11 protein-coding genes are annotated in these 13,497 nt (G+C 67.5%); 5 read left to right on the forward strand and 6 right to left on the reverse strand.

From position 1 onward, the window contains the following. Positions 1 to 237 precede the first annotated feature (237 nt). Positions 238 to 1,164 (forward strand): 23S rRNA pseudouridine(955/2504/2580) synthase RluC, encoded by a 927-nt coding sequence (gene rluC, locus VF651_09900; GenBank protein ID HEX7966020.1) that lies wholly within the window; start codon positions 238 to 240, stop codon positions 1,162 to 1,164. On the opposite strand, the gene VF651_09905 is transcribed toward rluC, so the two are convergent. Further along, a complete protein-coding gene (locus VF651_09905) occupies positions 1,161 to 1,751 on the reverse strand; it encodes a Maf family nucleotide pyrophosphatase (GenBank protein ID HEX7966021.1) in 591 nt (196 codons plus the stop codon). The two genes, rluC and VF651_09905, sit on opposite strands and share 4 nt — an antisense overlap. A 127-nt stretch (positions 1,752 to 1,878) precedes the next feature. Between VF651_09905 and VF651_09910 the strand changes: the two genes are divergently transcribed. The 4 genes from VF651_09910 to VF651_09925 all read left to right on the forward strand — a co-directional run bounded on the left by VF651_09910 (position 1,879) and on the right by VF651_09925 (position 4,674). Then, the gene (locus VF651_09910; GenBank protein ID HEX7966022.1) at positions 1,879 to 2,394 is read left to right on the forward strand and encodes a YceD family protein; all 516 of its coding nucleotides are present in this window, start codon (positions 1,879 to 1,881) and stop codon (positions 2,392 to 2,394) included. A gap of 16 nt (positions 2,395 to 2,410) precedes the next feature. Next, on the forward strand, positions 2,411 to 2,593 hold the full coding sequence (rpmF, locus tag VF651_09915) for a 50S ribosomal protein L32 (GenBank protein HEX7966023.1): 183 nt from the start codon (positions 2,411 to 2,413) through the stop codon (positions 2,591 to 2,593). A 66-nt stretch (positions 2,594 to 2,659) separates the two neighbouring features. After that, the gene (gene plsX / locus VF651_09920) at positions 2,660 to 3,703 is read left to right on the forward strand and encodes a phosphate acyltransferase PlsX (protein HEX7966024.1); all 1,044 of its coding nucleotides are present in this window, start codon (positions 2,660 to 2,662) and stop codon (positions 3,701 to 3,703) included. Then, on the forward strand, positions 3,700 to 4,674 hold the full coding sequence (locus VF651_09925; protein ID HEX7966025.1) for a beta-ketoacyl-ACP synthase III: 975 nt from the start codon (positions 3,700 to 3,702) through the stop codon (positions 4,672 to 4,674). Before plsX ends, VF651_09925 begins: the two co-directional genes overlap by 4 nt. A gap of 124 nt (positions 4,675 to 4,798) precedes the next feature. Here VF651_09925 and VF651_09930 read toward each other — a convergent pair whose 3' ends face one another. From VF651_09930 to gspE, 5 genes are all read right to left on the reverse strand, one after another. After that, positions 4,799 to 6,562, reverse strand: a complete 1,764-nt coding sequence (locus VF651_09930; protein HEX7966026.1) for a S53 family serine peptidase — start codon at positions 6,560 to 6,562, stop codon at positions 4,799 to 4,801. A 196-nt stretch (positions 6,563 to 6,758) separates the two neighbouring features. Continuing rightward, positions 6,759 to 9,944 carry a glycosyl hydrolase gene (locus VF651_09935; GenBank protein ID HEX7966027.1) on the reverse strand — a complete coding sequence of 1,062 codons (3,186 nt, stop codon included), beginning with the start codon at positions 9,942 to 9,944 and terminating at the stop codon, positions 6,759 to 6,761. 108 nt (positions 9,945 to 10,052) lie between these two features. Next, positions 10,053 to 10,613 carry a hypothetical protein gene (locus VF651_09940; protein HEX7966028.1) on the reverse strand — a complete coding sequence of 187 codons (561 nt, stop codon included), beginning with the start codon at positions 10,611 to 10,613 and terminating at the stop codon, positions 10,053 to 10,055. Between the two features lie 20 nt (positions 10,614 to 10,633). Continuing rightward, a complete protein-coding gene (gene gspF / locus VF651_09945; protein ID HEX7966029.1) occupies positions 10,634 to 11,848 on the reverse strand; it encodes a type II secretion system inner membrane protein GspF in 1,215 nt (404 codons plus the stop codon). Between the two features lies 1 nt (position 11,849). Further along, a complete protein-coding gene (gene gspE, locus VF651_09950; protein HEX7966030.1) occupies positions 11,850 to 13,367 on the reverse strand; it encodes a type II secretion system ATPase GspE in 1,518 nt (505 codons plus the stop codon). Between the last annotated feature and the right edge of the window lie 130 nt (positions 13,368 to 13,497).

Here is a 13,497-nt window from a genome sequence, read left to right on the forward strand (position 1 = left end):
GCGGGCGACGTCGCTTTACACGGGGCCGCTGGATAGACACGCGGCGGACCCCACCAAATCGCATAAAGGCCCCCTCAGGGCCTCTCGCTGGGCGTTTTCCGCGGGCTCAGGCCTTGGCCAGGCAACGCACGGTTTACACCTGTCCGGTACTATAGCAACGATTTCCCGACCCTTCAACGCCGTAACACTTTTATTTTCAGGAGCTTAAGCGTGGATTCTGGCGGTCCCAAGGCCCGCATGCTGACCGCGGGAGAGGAGGACGCGGGCCAAAGGCTCGACAATTTCCTGTTCCGGACCCTCAAGGGGGTGCCCAAGAGCCACGTGTATCGGCTCCTGCGCACCGGCCAGGTACGGGTCAACAAGAAGCGCGTGAAGCCCGACTACCGCCTGGAGGCGGGCGACGAGCTGCGCCTGCCGCCGGTGCGCCAGGAGGAGAAGGCCGCTCCCGGCAAGCCGCCTCATTGGCAGCAGGAAGCCATGCAGTCCGGAATCCTGTTCGAGGACGATCGCATCCTTGTGGTGAACAAGCCCGCCGGCATGGCCGTGCATGGAGGCAGCGGCGTGAGCTTCGGGGTCATCGAGACCTTGAGGGTGCTCAGGCCCGACACGCCGGGCCTGGAGCTCGCCCACCGGCTGGACCGGGATACCAGTGGCTGTCTCATCGTCGCCAAGCGCCGGAGTGCCGTCCGGTCCCTGCATGGAGCCTTCCGGGACGGTTCCGTGGAGAAGCATTACCTGGCCCTGCTGGCGCACCCGTGGCAGGGCGGCAACCGGGAAGTGGATGCCCCCCTGCAGAAGAACCAGCTGGAAGGTGGCGAACGCATCGTGAAGGTGAGCCGCGAAGGGAAAGAGGCCAAGAGCCTGTTCACCCCATTACAGAAGTTCGCCGGCTCGGTCCTGGCGGACGTGCACATCTACACCGGCCGCACCCACCAGATCCGCGTGCATGCGTCCTACATCGGCCATCCGGTGGCGGGAGACGACAAGTACGGCGACCGGGAGGCCAACAAGCTTCTCAAAGCCGCGGGACTGAAGCGCATGTTCCTGCATGCCCACCGGCTGAGCTTCCCGCATCCGGAGACCGGTGAGCGGCTGAGTCTCACGGCACCCCTGGACGATGAGTTGCAGGCCGTGATCAGGAATCTCGGCGGGAGACCGGTCTAGGGCAATTCCAGGCCCGCGTTTCGCAGGAACTTGCAAAGCTCAATCAACGGCAGGCCTATCAGGGCCGAGGGATCGCTCGATTCGATGGCCTCAAATAGGCTTATCCCCAGACCTTCCGATTTGAAACTGCCGGCGGAGTCATAGGGCTTCTCCGCGTGGAGATAGCGCTCGATCTCCACATCCGTGAGCTTGCGGAAGGCCACCCGGGTCACGTCGGTGTATTCCTGGATGCGGCCGTCCCGGGTGTCGATGAGGCACAGGCCCGTGTGGAACTTCATGTACTTCCCGGAGGCGGCCCTGAGCTGGGCCGTGGCGGTGGCGTGGCCCCCCGGCTTGCCCAGGATCTCGCCCTCCCGTTCCGCCGCCTGGTCGGAGCCGATGATGAGCGCGCCGGGATGCTGCGCCGCCACCGCCTGGGCCTTGGCCCGGGACAGGCGCTGCACCAGGGCCTGCACCGGCTCGTTGGCGCTGCGGGTCTCGTCCACGCCCGGCGCCGCGGTGATGAAGGGCAGGCCGAGGCGTTCCAGCAGCATGCGCCGGTGCCGGGACGTGGATGCCAGGACCAGGGGAGGGCGGGAAGCGGGCATGGGATGGTCCAAAAAGGGGCCGTAAGCATCGCCTGGAAGCGGCTCCCGGCACAAGACGCTGTAAAAACAAGGGCTTGGCGCTTCAAACTTTGACACGAGCGGTCCGGAAAAGTATGATTGCGCGCTTATGTCAGGCGCTTTGCCGCCCTCCCTGGATCTCGCCCGCGCTGCCCGCCAGACCTACGGCCTGGAAGGACGCCTGCCGGTGAGATCGCTGCCGCGGCTGGCCGCGGTGCTGGCCTCGGACCGGGGAGAGGTGAAGGTGGCGCTCGAAGCCGGCAAGGACGCGGCGCGGCAGGTGACGGTCACGGGCCGCATCGACGCCGAACTCGAGCTGACCTGCCAGCGCTGCCTGGAGCCGGTGAAGCTCGCGGTGCACGCGGAGCCGAACCTGGCATGGGTGAAGTCGGACGAGCAGCTCGCCGGCTTGTCCGAGGAATACGAGCCGCTGCTCTCGGCCGACGGTGACGTCGACCTGAAGGAGCTGGTGGCGGATGAATTGCTGCTGGCGTTGCCGCTCGTGCCCAGGCACGAAGGCGACACGGCATGTGGAGAGCTCCCGGGCCACGCGGCGCAAGCCGCGGAACCCGTGGAGAAGAAGAACCCTTTTGCGGAATTGGCCAAGCTCAAGCGCGGCCAGTGAATCCAGGAGTAGGAAAATGGCTGTTCAGAAAAGTCGCGTGACCCCTTCCCGCCGTGGCCAGCGCCGTTCGCACGACGCGCTCCGTGGCGCGACCCTCTCGGTCGAGTCCAGCACCGGTGAGACCCACCGCCGGCACCACATCACGGCCGACGGCTTCTACCGCGGCAAGAAGATCCTCAACACCAAGCGGGACGACTGAGTCTTCATCCACCCGCGCGCGTCAGGCGCGGGTGACAGCATGACGGGGCCGGCCTCCGCTCATACGATGAACTCCACCGTCACCATCGCGCTGGACGCCATGGGCGGCGATCACGGGCTTTCCGTGACCGTGCCCGCGGCCGTCAACATGCTCGGCAAGCATCCTGAGCTCAAGCTGATCCTGGTCGGCCGCCAGGAGGCGCTCGAGCCCCTGGTGGCGCGCCATCGTGCCCGTCTCGGCGAGCGCCTCACCGTGCATCACGCCTCCGAGGAAGTGGGCAGCGACGAGCTGCCGTCGCTGGCGCTGCGCGGCAAGAAGGACTCCTCCATGCGCGTCGCCATCGACCTGGTGAAAGCCGGGCAGGCGCATGCCTGCGTGAGCGCCGGCAACACCGGCGCGCTCATGGCCACCGCGCGCTTCGTGCTCAAGACCGTGAGCGGCATCGACCGGCCCGCCATCTGCGCGCTGATCCCGTCCCATGGCGGTCACACCCACATGCTCGACCTCGGCGCCAACGCCGACTGCACGTCCGAGCAGCTGTTCCAGTTCGGGGTGATGGGCGCGGCGCTGGCGAGCGCGGTGTACAACATCAAGGAACCCCGCGTCGGCCTCCTCAACATCGGCGAGGAGGAGATCAAGGGCAACGAGAAGGTGAAGGAGGCGGCGCGCATGCTCACCGCCAGCCACCTCAACTACATCGGCTTCGTCGAGGGCGACGACATCTTCTCCCGAGACGTGGACGTGGTGGTGACCGACGGTTTCGTCGGCAACGTCTCGCTCAAGACCATGGAAGGCCTCGCCAAGATGATCAGCCAGATCATCCGCGAGGAGTTCCGCCGCAGCTATGTCACCAAGCTCCTGGCCATGGCGGCCATGCCGGTGCTGAAGATGGTGCGCAAGCGCCTCGATACCCGGCACTACAACGGCGCCAGCCTGCTGGGCCTGCGCGGCGTGGTGGTGAAGAGCCACGGCGGCGCCGACAGCGTGGGCTTCGCCGCCGCCATCCGCATCGCCATCCTCGAGGTCCAGAACCAGGTGCCCCAGCGCATCGGCAAACTGATGGAAGAACAATTGCCGCAACAGCCTCCGGCCGCGGCGGAGAACGCATGAAACAGATCTACGCGCGCATCGCAGGCACCGGCCGCTGCCTGCCGGACCGGGTCATGACCAATGCCGACCTGGAGAAGATCGTCGAGACCACCGACGAGTGGATCCGTTCGCGCACCGGCATCGAGCGCCGCCACATCGTGGCGGACGACGAGACCAACCTGGACCTGTGCGAGCGTGCCTCGCGCAAGGCCATGGAGATGGCGGGCGTAACCCCCGCCGACATCGACCTCGTCATCGTCGGCACCACCACGCCGGACCAGGTGTTCCCGAACATGGGCTGCTTGCTGCAGCGGCGGCTCGGCATCCACGGCCCCATGGCCTTGGGGCTTGAAGCCGCCTGCACCGGCTTCATGTACGGCCTCACCATCGCCGAGAAGTTCATCCGCACCGGGGCCGCCAGGCGCGCGCTGGTGGTGGGCGCCGAGACCCTCTCACGCATGGTGGACTGGAAGGACCGCAACACCTGCGTGCTGTTCGGCGACGGCGCCGGCGCCGTGGTGCTGGAGGCCTCCGACGAGCCCGGCATCCTCTCCACCCACGTGCATGCCGACGGCCAGTACGCGGACCTGCTGTATTTCCCCTCGGGTGTCTCGAAGATGCCCGAGAATTTCCATGCCCGCCGCGACTACATCCAGATGAAGGGCAACGAGGTGTTCAAGGTCGCCGTCACCAAGCTCGGCGAGGTGGCGCAGGAGGCCCTGGATGCCAATAACCTCAAGGGCGACGAGCTGGACTGGCTGGTGCCGCACCAGGCGAACCTGCGCATCATCGAGGGCACCGCGAAGAAACTGAAGCTGCCCATGGAGAGGGTGATCCTCACTCTCCAGGACCACGGCAACACCTCCAGCGCGTCAGTCCCGATGGCTCTCGACGTGGCAGTACGCGATGGGCGTATCAAGCGCGGCCAGAAGCTGCTGCTCGAGGCTTTCGGCGGTGGCTTCACCTGGGCTGCTGCTCTCGTCCGCTTTTAGTTAACCATTCCTGGCGCGCTTTCCAGCCCCGCCATCCCTGGCGGGTCGTTCACCGCATGCGGGGTTCACGGCACATGAAAAAAGGGAGGGCAGAGCCCTCCCTTTGCTTTGGGGCGGAGAGATCTCAGGGATTGCCGATGGCGGCGCTCACCGCAGAGATGTCGAAGCTGCCGAGGCCGGTGGTGAAGTCCCAGCCGGGGGTCGCGACGAAGAGGCCGTTGCCGCCCAGCACCACGTCGCGGAAACCGCGCACGCTGGAGAAGGGCAGCCCCGGGGTGCCGAGGGAATAGAGCACCGCGCCGGCATGGCCGAGTCCGTTGCCGTGGGCATTCTGGATGCGTGCCCAGGCGCCCAGCGACAACGGCGAGGACAGGCTGGTGCCGCCGTTGCTGGTGTCCGCGCCGCCGCTCACGAAGCCCGCGGGCGACAGCAGGAAGTCGGCGTCCATGGCCACGTCCGGCACGCCCTTGCCGCCGCCAAGCGCGGCGATGACTGCGTTCGCCGGGACAAAGGGAGCCTGCCAGGCGGGAGCCGGGGAGAAGAGGGCGGTGCCACCGCCACCCGCGTCCCAGGCGAGCTCGGAAGTGACGTTGAAATCCGCGTCCACCACCAGGGTGGTGCCGCCCGCGCCGACCACGTAGGTGTCGGACGCGGGGAATTCCACGGAGCCCTCGATGCCCGCCGGGACGCCGTTCGTGAGTCCGAGCACCGCGCAGGCGGAGCCGGAATCGCCGGTGGAGGCGAACACCGTCTGTCCCTGTGCCGCCGCCTGCTGGAAGATCTGGGCGTACAGCGGCGAGGAGCCGGTGACGAACTCGAGGACCTCACAGCCGCCGAAGGACGCGCTGCCCGCCTGCGCCCGGTCTTCGGTGACGAAGGCATTGAAGGCCGGGATGAGGTCGGTGTCGCTCAGGGAAGCCGCGTCGTACACGATGAGCTTCGCCACGTCGCCTGCGAGGCCCGTGGACTCCTGGGTGTCCATGTCCCATTCCACCGCGCCGCTGGTGTCGTCGCTGGCCGGCCCGACCTGCACGATCTCCACCGGCACCTGGGGCAGGCCGTACTCCGCCTCGAACTGGCGCAGGTCATTGGGCGAGGAGGGGTTGGCCGGGTCCGGCAGGATGCCGGCAAGGCTGCCTTCGGCGAAGATCGCGATGGTGGTGCCGGAGGCTGCCGGCACACTGCCGGCGTCGTAGATCTTCCAGAGGTTTTGCGGCGAGAGCGTCACCGGGATCTGCGGCAGGCTCAGGGGCGCGGCGGGCGCGGCCGCAGCGGCGGGCCACGACCCGAGCCGCGTGTGCAAGGTGTCGACGTTCTGCAGGCCCACGACCGAGAGCACCACGCTGCCCAGGTTGAAGGGGACCTGCGCGGTCTGGGTATTGGCGTAGACCGTGCGGCTCGGCGCGCCATTGGGTCCCGAGACCTGATACTGCCAGATGGGTGTGTTGAACGCCGCCTGTGCCGCGGCGGCGGTGCCATCGCCACTCACATACATGCCGTTGGCCGGCGCGGTGACGTGGGTGAAGCCCTTGCTGGCGAGGTAGGATTCCACCGCCTGCACCTGGGCCGCGGTGGGGCCGTGCGCGGAAGTGAACTCGGCGGGGGTGAGGAAATCGCCGTAGCTCGCGCTGCCAGGCGTGTTCACCGCGCTGATGGTGTTCGCAAGCTGCGCGGCATTGCGCAGCCTCAGGCCCACCACCACATGCAGCGGCGTGTTGGCCGGCAGGGGCCCCAGGGCCTGGGCGGTGATCGCGAGATCCGCGAGGCCGATGCCATGGGTGGCGGTGTTGCTCCACAGCAGCGTGGCGGAAGCCGGCGCCGCGAGGGCGGCTGAGAGCGCGCCGGCGGCGGCGAGGCCCAAGATGCGAAGACGGATACGCTTGTCCATGAGGTTCCTTCCTCCCTGTTGCCGGTTCCATCCGGCACCGCGCGCCACGGGATATGTCGAGCGGCAATCGGAATTGAATCTAGCAGCACGCCGGTGTGCGGCAATGGGGTAAACACCGGAGGTCGGGTTTGGATATACCTGAACGTAAAGAAAACGGGCGGCCGGGAGGCCGCCCGCATGTGCAGAAAATCAGGGCTTAGAGTTTGGGTGCGGCTTTCACTGTCACCGGGTCTCCCACCAGCAGGGTCGGGGCCCCGGCGGCGTAGGCGGTCTTGTTGTAGTCCGCCACGTCCTGCTGCAGGAGCGCGTTGAACTTCGCCAGCGCCTGGTCCAGCTTGGGCGTGAGTTCAGCGTCCAGGTCCGTCACAGACTGCAGCATGGGCTGCGGATCGCCCGACACGCCATAGAACAGGTATTGCAGCTGGGTGTCCAGCTTGGCGAGGTAGTGGATGTCGTCCTCCACCGCGTCCTTCTGCACCTCGGTGTTGTAGACCGACTCCTTCAGCTCCTTGAGCTTCTTGGAGAGGGCCTTGGCCTGGTCCACTGCACCCTTGTACTTGGCCTTGTCCGCGTCCTCCATGGCGTCCACCTTGCCGGTGAAGCCATTCAGGGAGCCTTGCATGGCGGTGAGGCGGTTCAGCATCTCGGCGTAGGCCGTGAGCTCGGAGCGGATCTTGAGGGCGAGGACGGTCTGCGCCTTCGCGTCTTCCGCCGCGTATTTCTGGTTCGGGTCGAAGCGCACCTGCACGGGAGCGGTCTCGGTCTTGCCGTTCACGGTGACCGCCACCTTGTATGTGCCGGGCAGCACCCGTGGGCCGAAGCCGCCGAAGAAGTCGCCGCCCTGGAAGGACTTCTCGAAGTCCAGCTTGGTGGGCGAGTCGTACTGCATGTTCCACACGAAGCGGTTCACGCCTTGCTTGGAGGGCCCATAGTGGGTGGCGATCACCGCGCCGGAGGCGTCGGTGAACACGAGCTTCACCGGGGTCTTCTCGTCGCTGTCGTCCTCGTCCTTGATCTCCTTCTTGAGCAGGTAGTCCACCACCACGCCGCTGGGCGCGTTCGGCGCGCTGTAGCCCACCTGGGTCTCGCCGCCCCGGTACCAGGTGACGAAGTGGGTGCCCGTGGCCGTGTCGAACAGGTGGAAGTCCTTGCCCGCCGCCTTCTCGTCGAGTTGCTCGAGCGGACGGGTGTCGTCGAACACGAACAGGCCGCGGCCGTGGGTCGCGACAGCGAGGTCGTGCTGCACGAACTTGACGTCGAACACCGGTACGGTGGGGAAGCCCGCCTTGAGCTGCTGCCAGTGACCGCCGGAGTCATGCGAGTACCACAGGCCGGTCATGTTGCCGAGCACCAGGAAGCCCTTGGTGTGGGGGCTCTCGCGCACCACCATCACAGGCTGGTCCGGCAGACCCTTGTCGATACGGCTCCAGCTCTTGCCGTAGTCCGTGGTGCGGTATACGTAGGCGTGCTTGTCGTCCAGCTCATGGCCGTCGAACGCCGCGTACGCGGTGCCCGCGTCGTAGGGCGAGATGCCGACCTGGTACACGCGCGTCCACTTGGGCGCTCCGGACGGCGTGGCGTCGTCCCAGCTCTTGCCGCCGTCGCGGGACACGTGCACCAGCCCGTCATCGGTCCCTACCCAGATCACCTGGGGATCCGTGGGCGCGAGGGTGATGGACAGGATGGTGTCGTAGCTCTCGGCGCCGGAGATGTCCTTGTTGATGGGGCCGCCCGAGAGGCCCTGCTTGCTCTTGTCGTTGCGGGTCAGGTCGCCCGAGATCGCGCTCCAGTGGATGCCGCCATCCGTGCTCTTGAACAGCACGTTGCCGCCCAGGTACACGGTGTTGGCGTCGCTCGGCGAGACGGCGATGGGCGAGGTCCAGTTGAAGCGGTACTTGGAGTCCGCCAGCGTCATGTCCGCCAGGAAGCCGGGACCGTGGAGGTAGGGCATCACGAACACAGTGCGCTTGTTCTTCACGTCGAAGCGGGTGATGGCCCCATCCTGAGAGTCCACGTACACCACGTCCGGGTCGCTGGGGGCGGGCACCGCGTACTCGCCGTCGCCGCCGGTCACGCTGTACCAGTCGTTGCCGTCCACCTGGCCGTTGGCGAGTGAGCTCGAGGGGCCGCACCAGGCGCTGTTGTCCTGCAGGCCGGCGCAGAGGGTATAGGGCTCGCGGCTGTCCGCCGCCACCATGTAGTCCTGCTCCAGCGCCATGCCGTCCAGGAAGCGCCAGCTATGGGAGCCGTCAAGGCTGAGGTATACGCCGCCGTCGTTGCCCTGGATGATGCGCTTGGGGTCGGCCGGGTCGATCCACAGGGCGTGGTGGTCCACGTGTACGCCGGAGTCGGCGTAATGCGCAGTCTTGCCGCCGTCCTTGGACTGCATCATGAAGAACGACAGGAAGTACACTTCGTCCGGATCATCCGGCGATACCACCATGCGCGAGAAGTAGAACGGGCGCACGTCCAGGTTGTAGCTGTCGTTGACCTTCGACCAGCTGTCGCCCATGTCGCTGGAGGACCACAGCAGGCCGTCGCCGCGCTTGGCCTCGATGATGGCGTAGACCCGGCTCGGGTCGCTGGGCGCCACAGTGACCGCGATGCGGCCGAGGGTGCCTTCCGGCAGGTCCTTGGTGAGCTTCTTCCAGGTGTCGCCGCCGTCCGTGGAGCGCCAGATGCCGCTCTCGGGACCGCCGTCCACCAGTTCCCAGGGATGGCGAACCGCCTGCCACATGCCGGCGAACAGCACCTTGGGGTTGGCGGGGGACATGCTGAGGTCGGAGGCGCCCGTGTGGTCGCTCACGTACAGCACCTTCTTCCAGGTCTTGCCGCCATCCACGGTCTTGTACACGCCGCGGTCCGGGTTCGCCGCCCAGGTGTGGCCGAGCGCGGCCACCCAGACGGTGTCGGGATCCTCGGGACTGACGATGACGCGGGAGATCTGGCCCACGTCCTTGAGACCCATGAGCTTCCAGGTCTTGCCCGCGTCCGGCGAGAAGTACACGCCAGCGCCATCGACGACGTCGTTGCGGATGTTCGCCTCACCGGTGCCTACCCACACGTAGTTGGGGTTGGAGGGCGCGAGCGCGATGGCGCCGATGGAGGAGGTGGCCTCGTGCTCGAACACGGCGTTCCAGCTCAGGCCGCCGTCGGTGGTCTTCCACACGCCGCCGCCACCACCACCCACGTAATAGATGCTGGGATTGCCCGGCACGCCCACCACAGCGGCGACGCGGCCGCCGGCACTGGCAGGCCCGAGGTTGCGGAACTTCAGGTTCTGGAAGGGATCGGGAGGCGTCCCGTCGTCGGCGGCATATACCGCCGTGCTGGCGAACAGGCAGGTGAGGGCGAGGAGCAGGAACCGGATGGACTTCTGCATGGACAGCCTCCGTTGCAGGAACGAAGGCCGCCCGCGGGGCGGGCGGCCGGATGCGGGATTATCCCATCCCTTAGGCCGTCCGCACGCCGAAAGTTCACCGGTTACAGGCTAGAAATACAGGCGCACCCGCAGCGCCGTGGTATTGGCCTGGTTGCTGTCGTGGGAGTAGCTGAACCCCACCGCCAGCCAGGAAGTGGCATCCACCAGTGCCCCCAGGCCCAGTTCGTTGCTGCCTTGGGCGAGGTAGTTGTGGGCGAGCCAGCCATCCACCTCCAGGAGCTTCCAGGCGCGGTGGCGCAGGCCCACCGCCAGGCGGTAGCCGTCGTCGGTGGTCACGCCGGTGCCCGTATCTGTCCGATGGTTGAGGTAGAGCAAATCCGTGAAGACGTCCGTGCTCTCGCCGATGCCGTCCTCGCCGGTGAAGCCGACCTCGTAGTCCTTGCGGGTGAGGCCGGCGCCGAGGTCGAGGCTGCCGTAGCCGGCGTGCAGCTGCACGCCGCTCAGGAACGTGTAGGACGCGTTGGCATAGGGGCCGCTCAGGTCGGCGCCGTACTGGGGCGAGACGCTCTGGCGGCCGAGCTCCACCCAGTCGTACTTGAAGTTGGGGGTGTCGGCCAGCGCCGGCAGCGGGGCCAGCAGCGCGCACAGCAACAGGGCAGTCAGTCTCACGTTCGTCCCCTTGTTCATGTTCAATGCACCATGGTGTTCATGTCGAAGATGGGCAGCAGCACGCCGAGCACGATGAGCAGCACCAGGAGGCCCATGGCGAGGATCAGCACCGGCTCGAACACGCCCACCAGCTTGGCGGTGAGCGCCTCGAGCTCACGCTCCTGGTGCTGGGCGGCGCGCTCCAGCATGCCCGGCAACTGGCCGCTGGTCTCGCCGCTGGCGATGAGGTGCACCGTGATGGGCGGGAACAGACGGCTCCTGAGCAACGCCTGGCTGATGGAGGAACCTTCGCGCACCCGCAGGCTCGCCTCCGCCACAGCCTCGCGCATGGGGATGTTCTCCACCACCTCGCCGGAGATGCGCAGCGCCTCCAGCACAGGCACGCCGGCGCCGGCAAGGATGCTCAAGGTGCGGGTGAAGCGCGCGGTGTTGAGGCCCCGTACCAGCCGGCCTATCAGCGGCAGCGTGAGCTTGCGGCCGTCCCAGCGCTTGCGCACCTCGGGGCTGCGGAACATGTACACCAGCGCGACGAAGCCGAGCCCCAGCGCGATCACGAGATAGATGCCGTCGTGACGCAGGAAGTCGGAGATCGCGATCAGGATGCGGGTGAGGATCGGCAGCACCTTGCCGGACTGCACGTACACGGCGGTGATCTTGGGCACCACGTAGGTCATGAGGAAGGCGACGATCAAGAGCGCCGCCGAGGTCAGGATGATGGGGTAGAGCATGGCCAGGCCGATCTTCTGGCGCAGCACCTGCCTGCCTTCCGCGTAGTCCGCCAGGCGCTCAAGTACCCCATCCAGGTGTCCGGAATGCTCGCCGGCCGCGACGGTGGAGCGGAAGATCTCCGGGAACACGTGCGGGAACTGGCCGAGGCCCTGGGCCAGGGTATGCCCCTCCATCACGCGGGCGCGCACCGCGAGCAGCATGCTCTTGAGGCGCGGCTTCTCGGACTGTTCGGAGGCTGCCAGCAGCGCTTCCTCCACCGGCAGCGCGGAGCGCACCAGGGTGGCGAGCTGGCGGGTGACGAGGGCGAGGTCCGAGGCGCTGACGCCGCGGCGGCTGCCGAAGCCGCTGGACTCGCGGGTCTCACGGGCGGCGGCTTCGTTGACCTCGAGAGGCGTCAGGCCCTGCTCGCGCAGCTGCTGGCGCACCTGGCGCGGCGTGTCGCCTTCCAGCACGCCCTTCTTCTCGCGGCCCTGGTTGTCGAGTGCGATGTAGACGAATGCGCCCATGTCAGCCCTCGCGGGTCACGCGCAGCACTTCCTCGACGCTGGTGAGGCCGGCCAGCACCAGGCGCTTGCCGTCGTCGCGGATGCTGGGGGTGAGCGTGCGGGCGTGCTTCTCCAGCGCCTGCTCGCCGCTGCCGTCGTGGATCATGGAGCGCATCTCCTCATCCACCATCACGAACTCGTAGATGCCGGTGCGGCCCCGGTAGCCGGTGCGTTTGCAGAGCTCGCAGCCGACCGGCTTGTAGAGGGTCGGCGGCTTCGACTTCGGCAGGTCGAACACCTTGATCTCGCGCTCGCCCGCCGTGTAAGGCTGCTTGCAGTCGGGACAGAGCAGGCGCACCAGGCGCTGCGCCAGCATGCCCAGCAGGGAGGAGGAGAGCAGGAAGGGCTCCACGCCCATGTCGCGCAGGCGCGTCACCGCGCCCACGGCGGTGTTGGTGTGCAGCGTCGAGAGCACCAGGTGGCCGGTGAGGCTCGCCTGCACCGCGATCTCGGCGGTCTCCAGGTCGCGGATCTCTCCCACCATCACCACGTCCGGGTCCTGGCGCAGGATCGCGCGCAGCCCGCGCGCGAAGGTCATGTCCACGCGCGCGTTCACCTGGGTCTGGCCGATGCCGTCGATGTAGTACTCGATGGGGTCCTCGACGGTCATGATGTTGCGGCTGCGGTCGTTGAGCCGCGCCAGCGAGGCATAGAGGGTGGTGGTCTTGCCGGAACCGGTGGGGCCCGTCACCAGGATGATGCCGTGGGGCTTGTGGATGACCTCGTTGATGAGGTCGCGGGTCTTGGCCTCCATCCCCAGGTGTTCGAGGTCCAGGCGGCCCGCCTGCTTGTCGAGCAGTCGCAGCACCACGCGTTCGCCGTGGCCGGAGGGGATGGTGGAGACGCGCACGTCCACCGCGCGTCCCGCGATGCGGATCGAGATGCGGCCGTCCTGGGGCAGGCGCTTCTCGGCGATATCGAGCTTGGCCATGACCTTGATGCGCGACACCACCAGCGGCGCCACGCCGAGCTTGCGCTCCAGCACCACCCGGAGCACGCCATCCACGCGGAAGCGCACCACCAGGCGGTTCTCGAAGGGCTCGATGTGGATGTCGGAGCCGTTCTCCTTCACCGCCTCGGTGAGGAGCGCGTTGATGAGGCGGATGATGGGCGCATCGTCCTCGCTCTCGACCAGGTCCTCCGGCTCCGGCAGCGCTTGGGCGATGCTGTCGAGATCCAGGCTGCCATCCAGGTCGTCCATCACCATTGCGCTGCCGCTCTGGCCCTCGTAGGCCAGCTGCAGCAGCGTGTCGAACTCGCCGCGGGATACCTCGCGCAAGCGTAGCGGCAGGCCCAGCACGCGGCGGGCCTCGATGAGTGCCTCAGGGTTCACATCCCCCCGATGCACCAGCAGCGCCTGTCCGTCCTCGATGCCCTCCACCAGGAGGCCGTGGCGCTTGGCGAAGGAGAAGGGGATGCGCTGCGGCGACGCCGCGGCGTGGTCCGCGACGGGCTCAGGGATTGCCGGGATGGGATTCATCAGAGCCACTGGCCGGCTGGGTGGAGGCGGCCGGCGCCGGTGTCGCGTTAGTCGCCGCCTGCGGCGCGGCGGCCTGAGGCGGCACGGACGCGGGAGCGGGCGGGCGCGTGGAAGCCGCGGGTGCGGGAGC

Source organism: Gammaproteobacteria bacterium, assembly GCA_036383255.1.
In the GTDB taxonomy this organism is placed as follows: Bacteria; Pseudomonadota; Gammaproteobacteria; order Natronospirales; family REEB76; genus DASUBN01.

Bases quoted from the DNA above. Each gene is read 5' to 3' on its own strand.
- rluC (HEX7966020.1), top strand. From the start codon at position 238: ATGCTGACCGCGGGAGAGGAGGACGCGGGCCAAAGGCTCGACAATTTC.
- VF651_09905 (HEX7966021.1), bottom strand. From the start codon at position 1,751: ATGCCCGCTTCCCGCCCTCCCCTGGTCCTGGCATCCACGTCCCGGCAC.
- VF651_09910 (HEX7966022.1), top strand. From the start codon at position 1,879: ATGTCAGGCGCTTTGCCGCCCTCCCTGGATCTCGCCCGCGCTGCCCGC.
- rpmF (HEX7966023.1), top strand. From the start codon at position 2,411: ATGGCTGTTCAGAAAAGTCGCGTGACCCCTTCCCGCCGTGGCCAGCGC.
- plsX (HEX7966024.1), top strand. From the start codon at position 2,660: ATGAACTCCACCGTCACCATCGCGCTGGACGCCATGGGCGGCGATCAC.
- VF651_09925 (HEX7966025.1), top strand. From the start codon at position 3,700: ATGAAACAGATCTACGCGCGCATCGCAGGCACCGGCCGCTGCCTGCCG.
- VF651_09930 (HEX7966026.1), bottom strand. From the start codon at position 6,562: ATGGACAAGCGTATCCGTCTTCGCATCTTGGGCCTCGCCGCCGCCGGC.
- VF651_09935 (HEX7966027.1), bottom strand. From the start codon at position 9,944: ATGCAGAAGTCCATCCGGTTCCTGCTCCTCGCCCTCACCTGCCTGTTC.
- gspF (HEX7966029.1), bottom strand. From the start codon at position 11,848: ATGGGCGCATTCGTCTACATCGCACTCGACAACCAGGGCCGCGAGAAG.
- gspE (HEX7966030.1), bottom strand. From the start codon at position 13,367: ATGAATCCCATCCCGGCAATCCCTGAGCCCGTCGCGGACCACGCCGCG.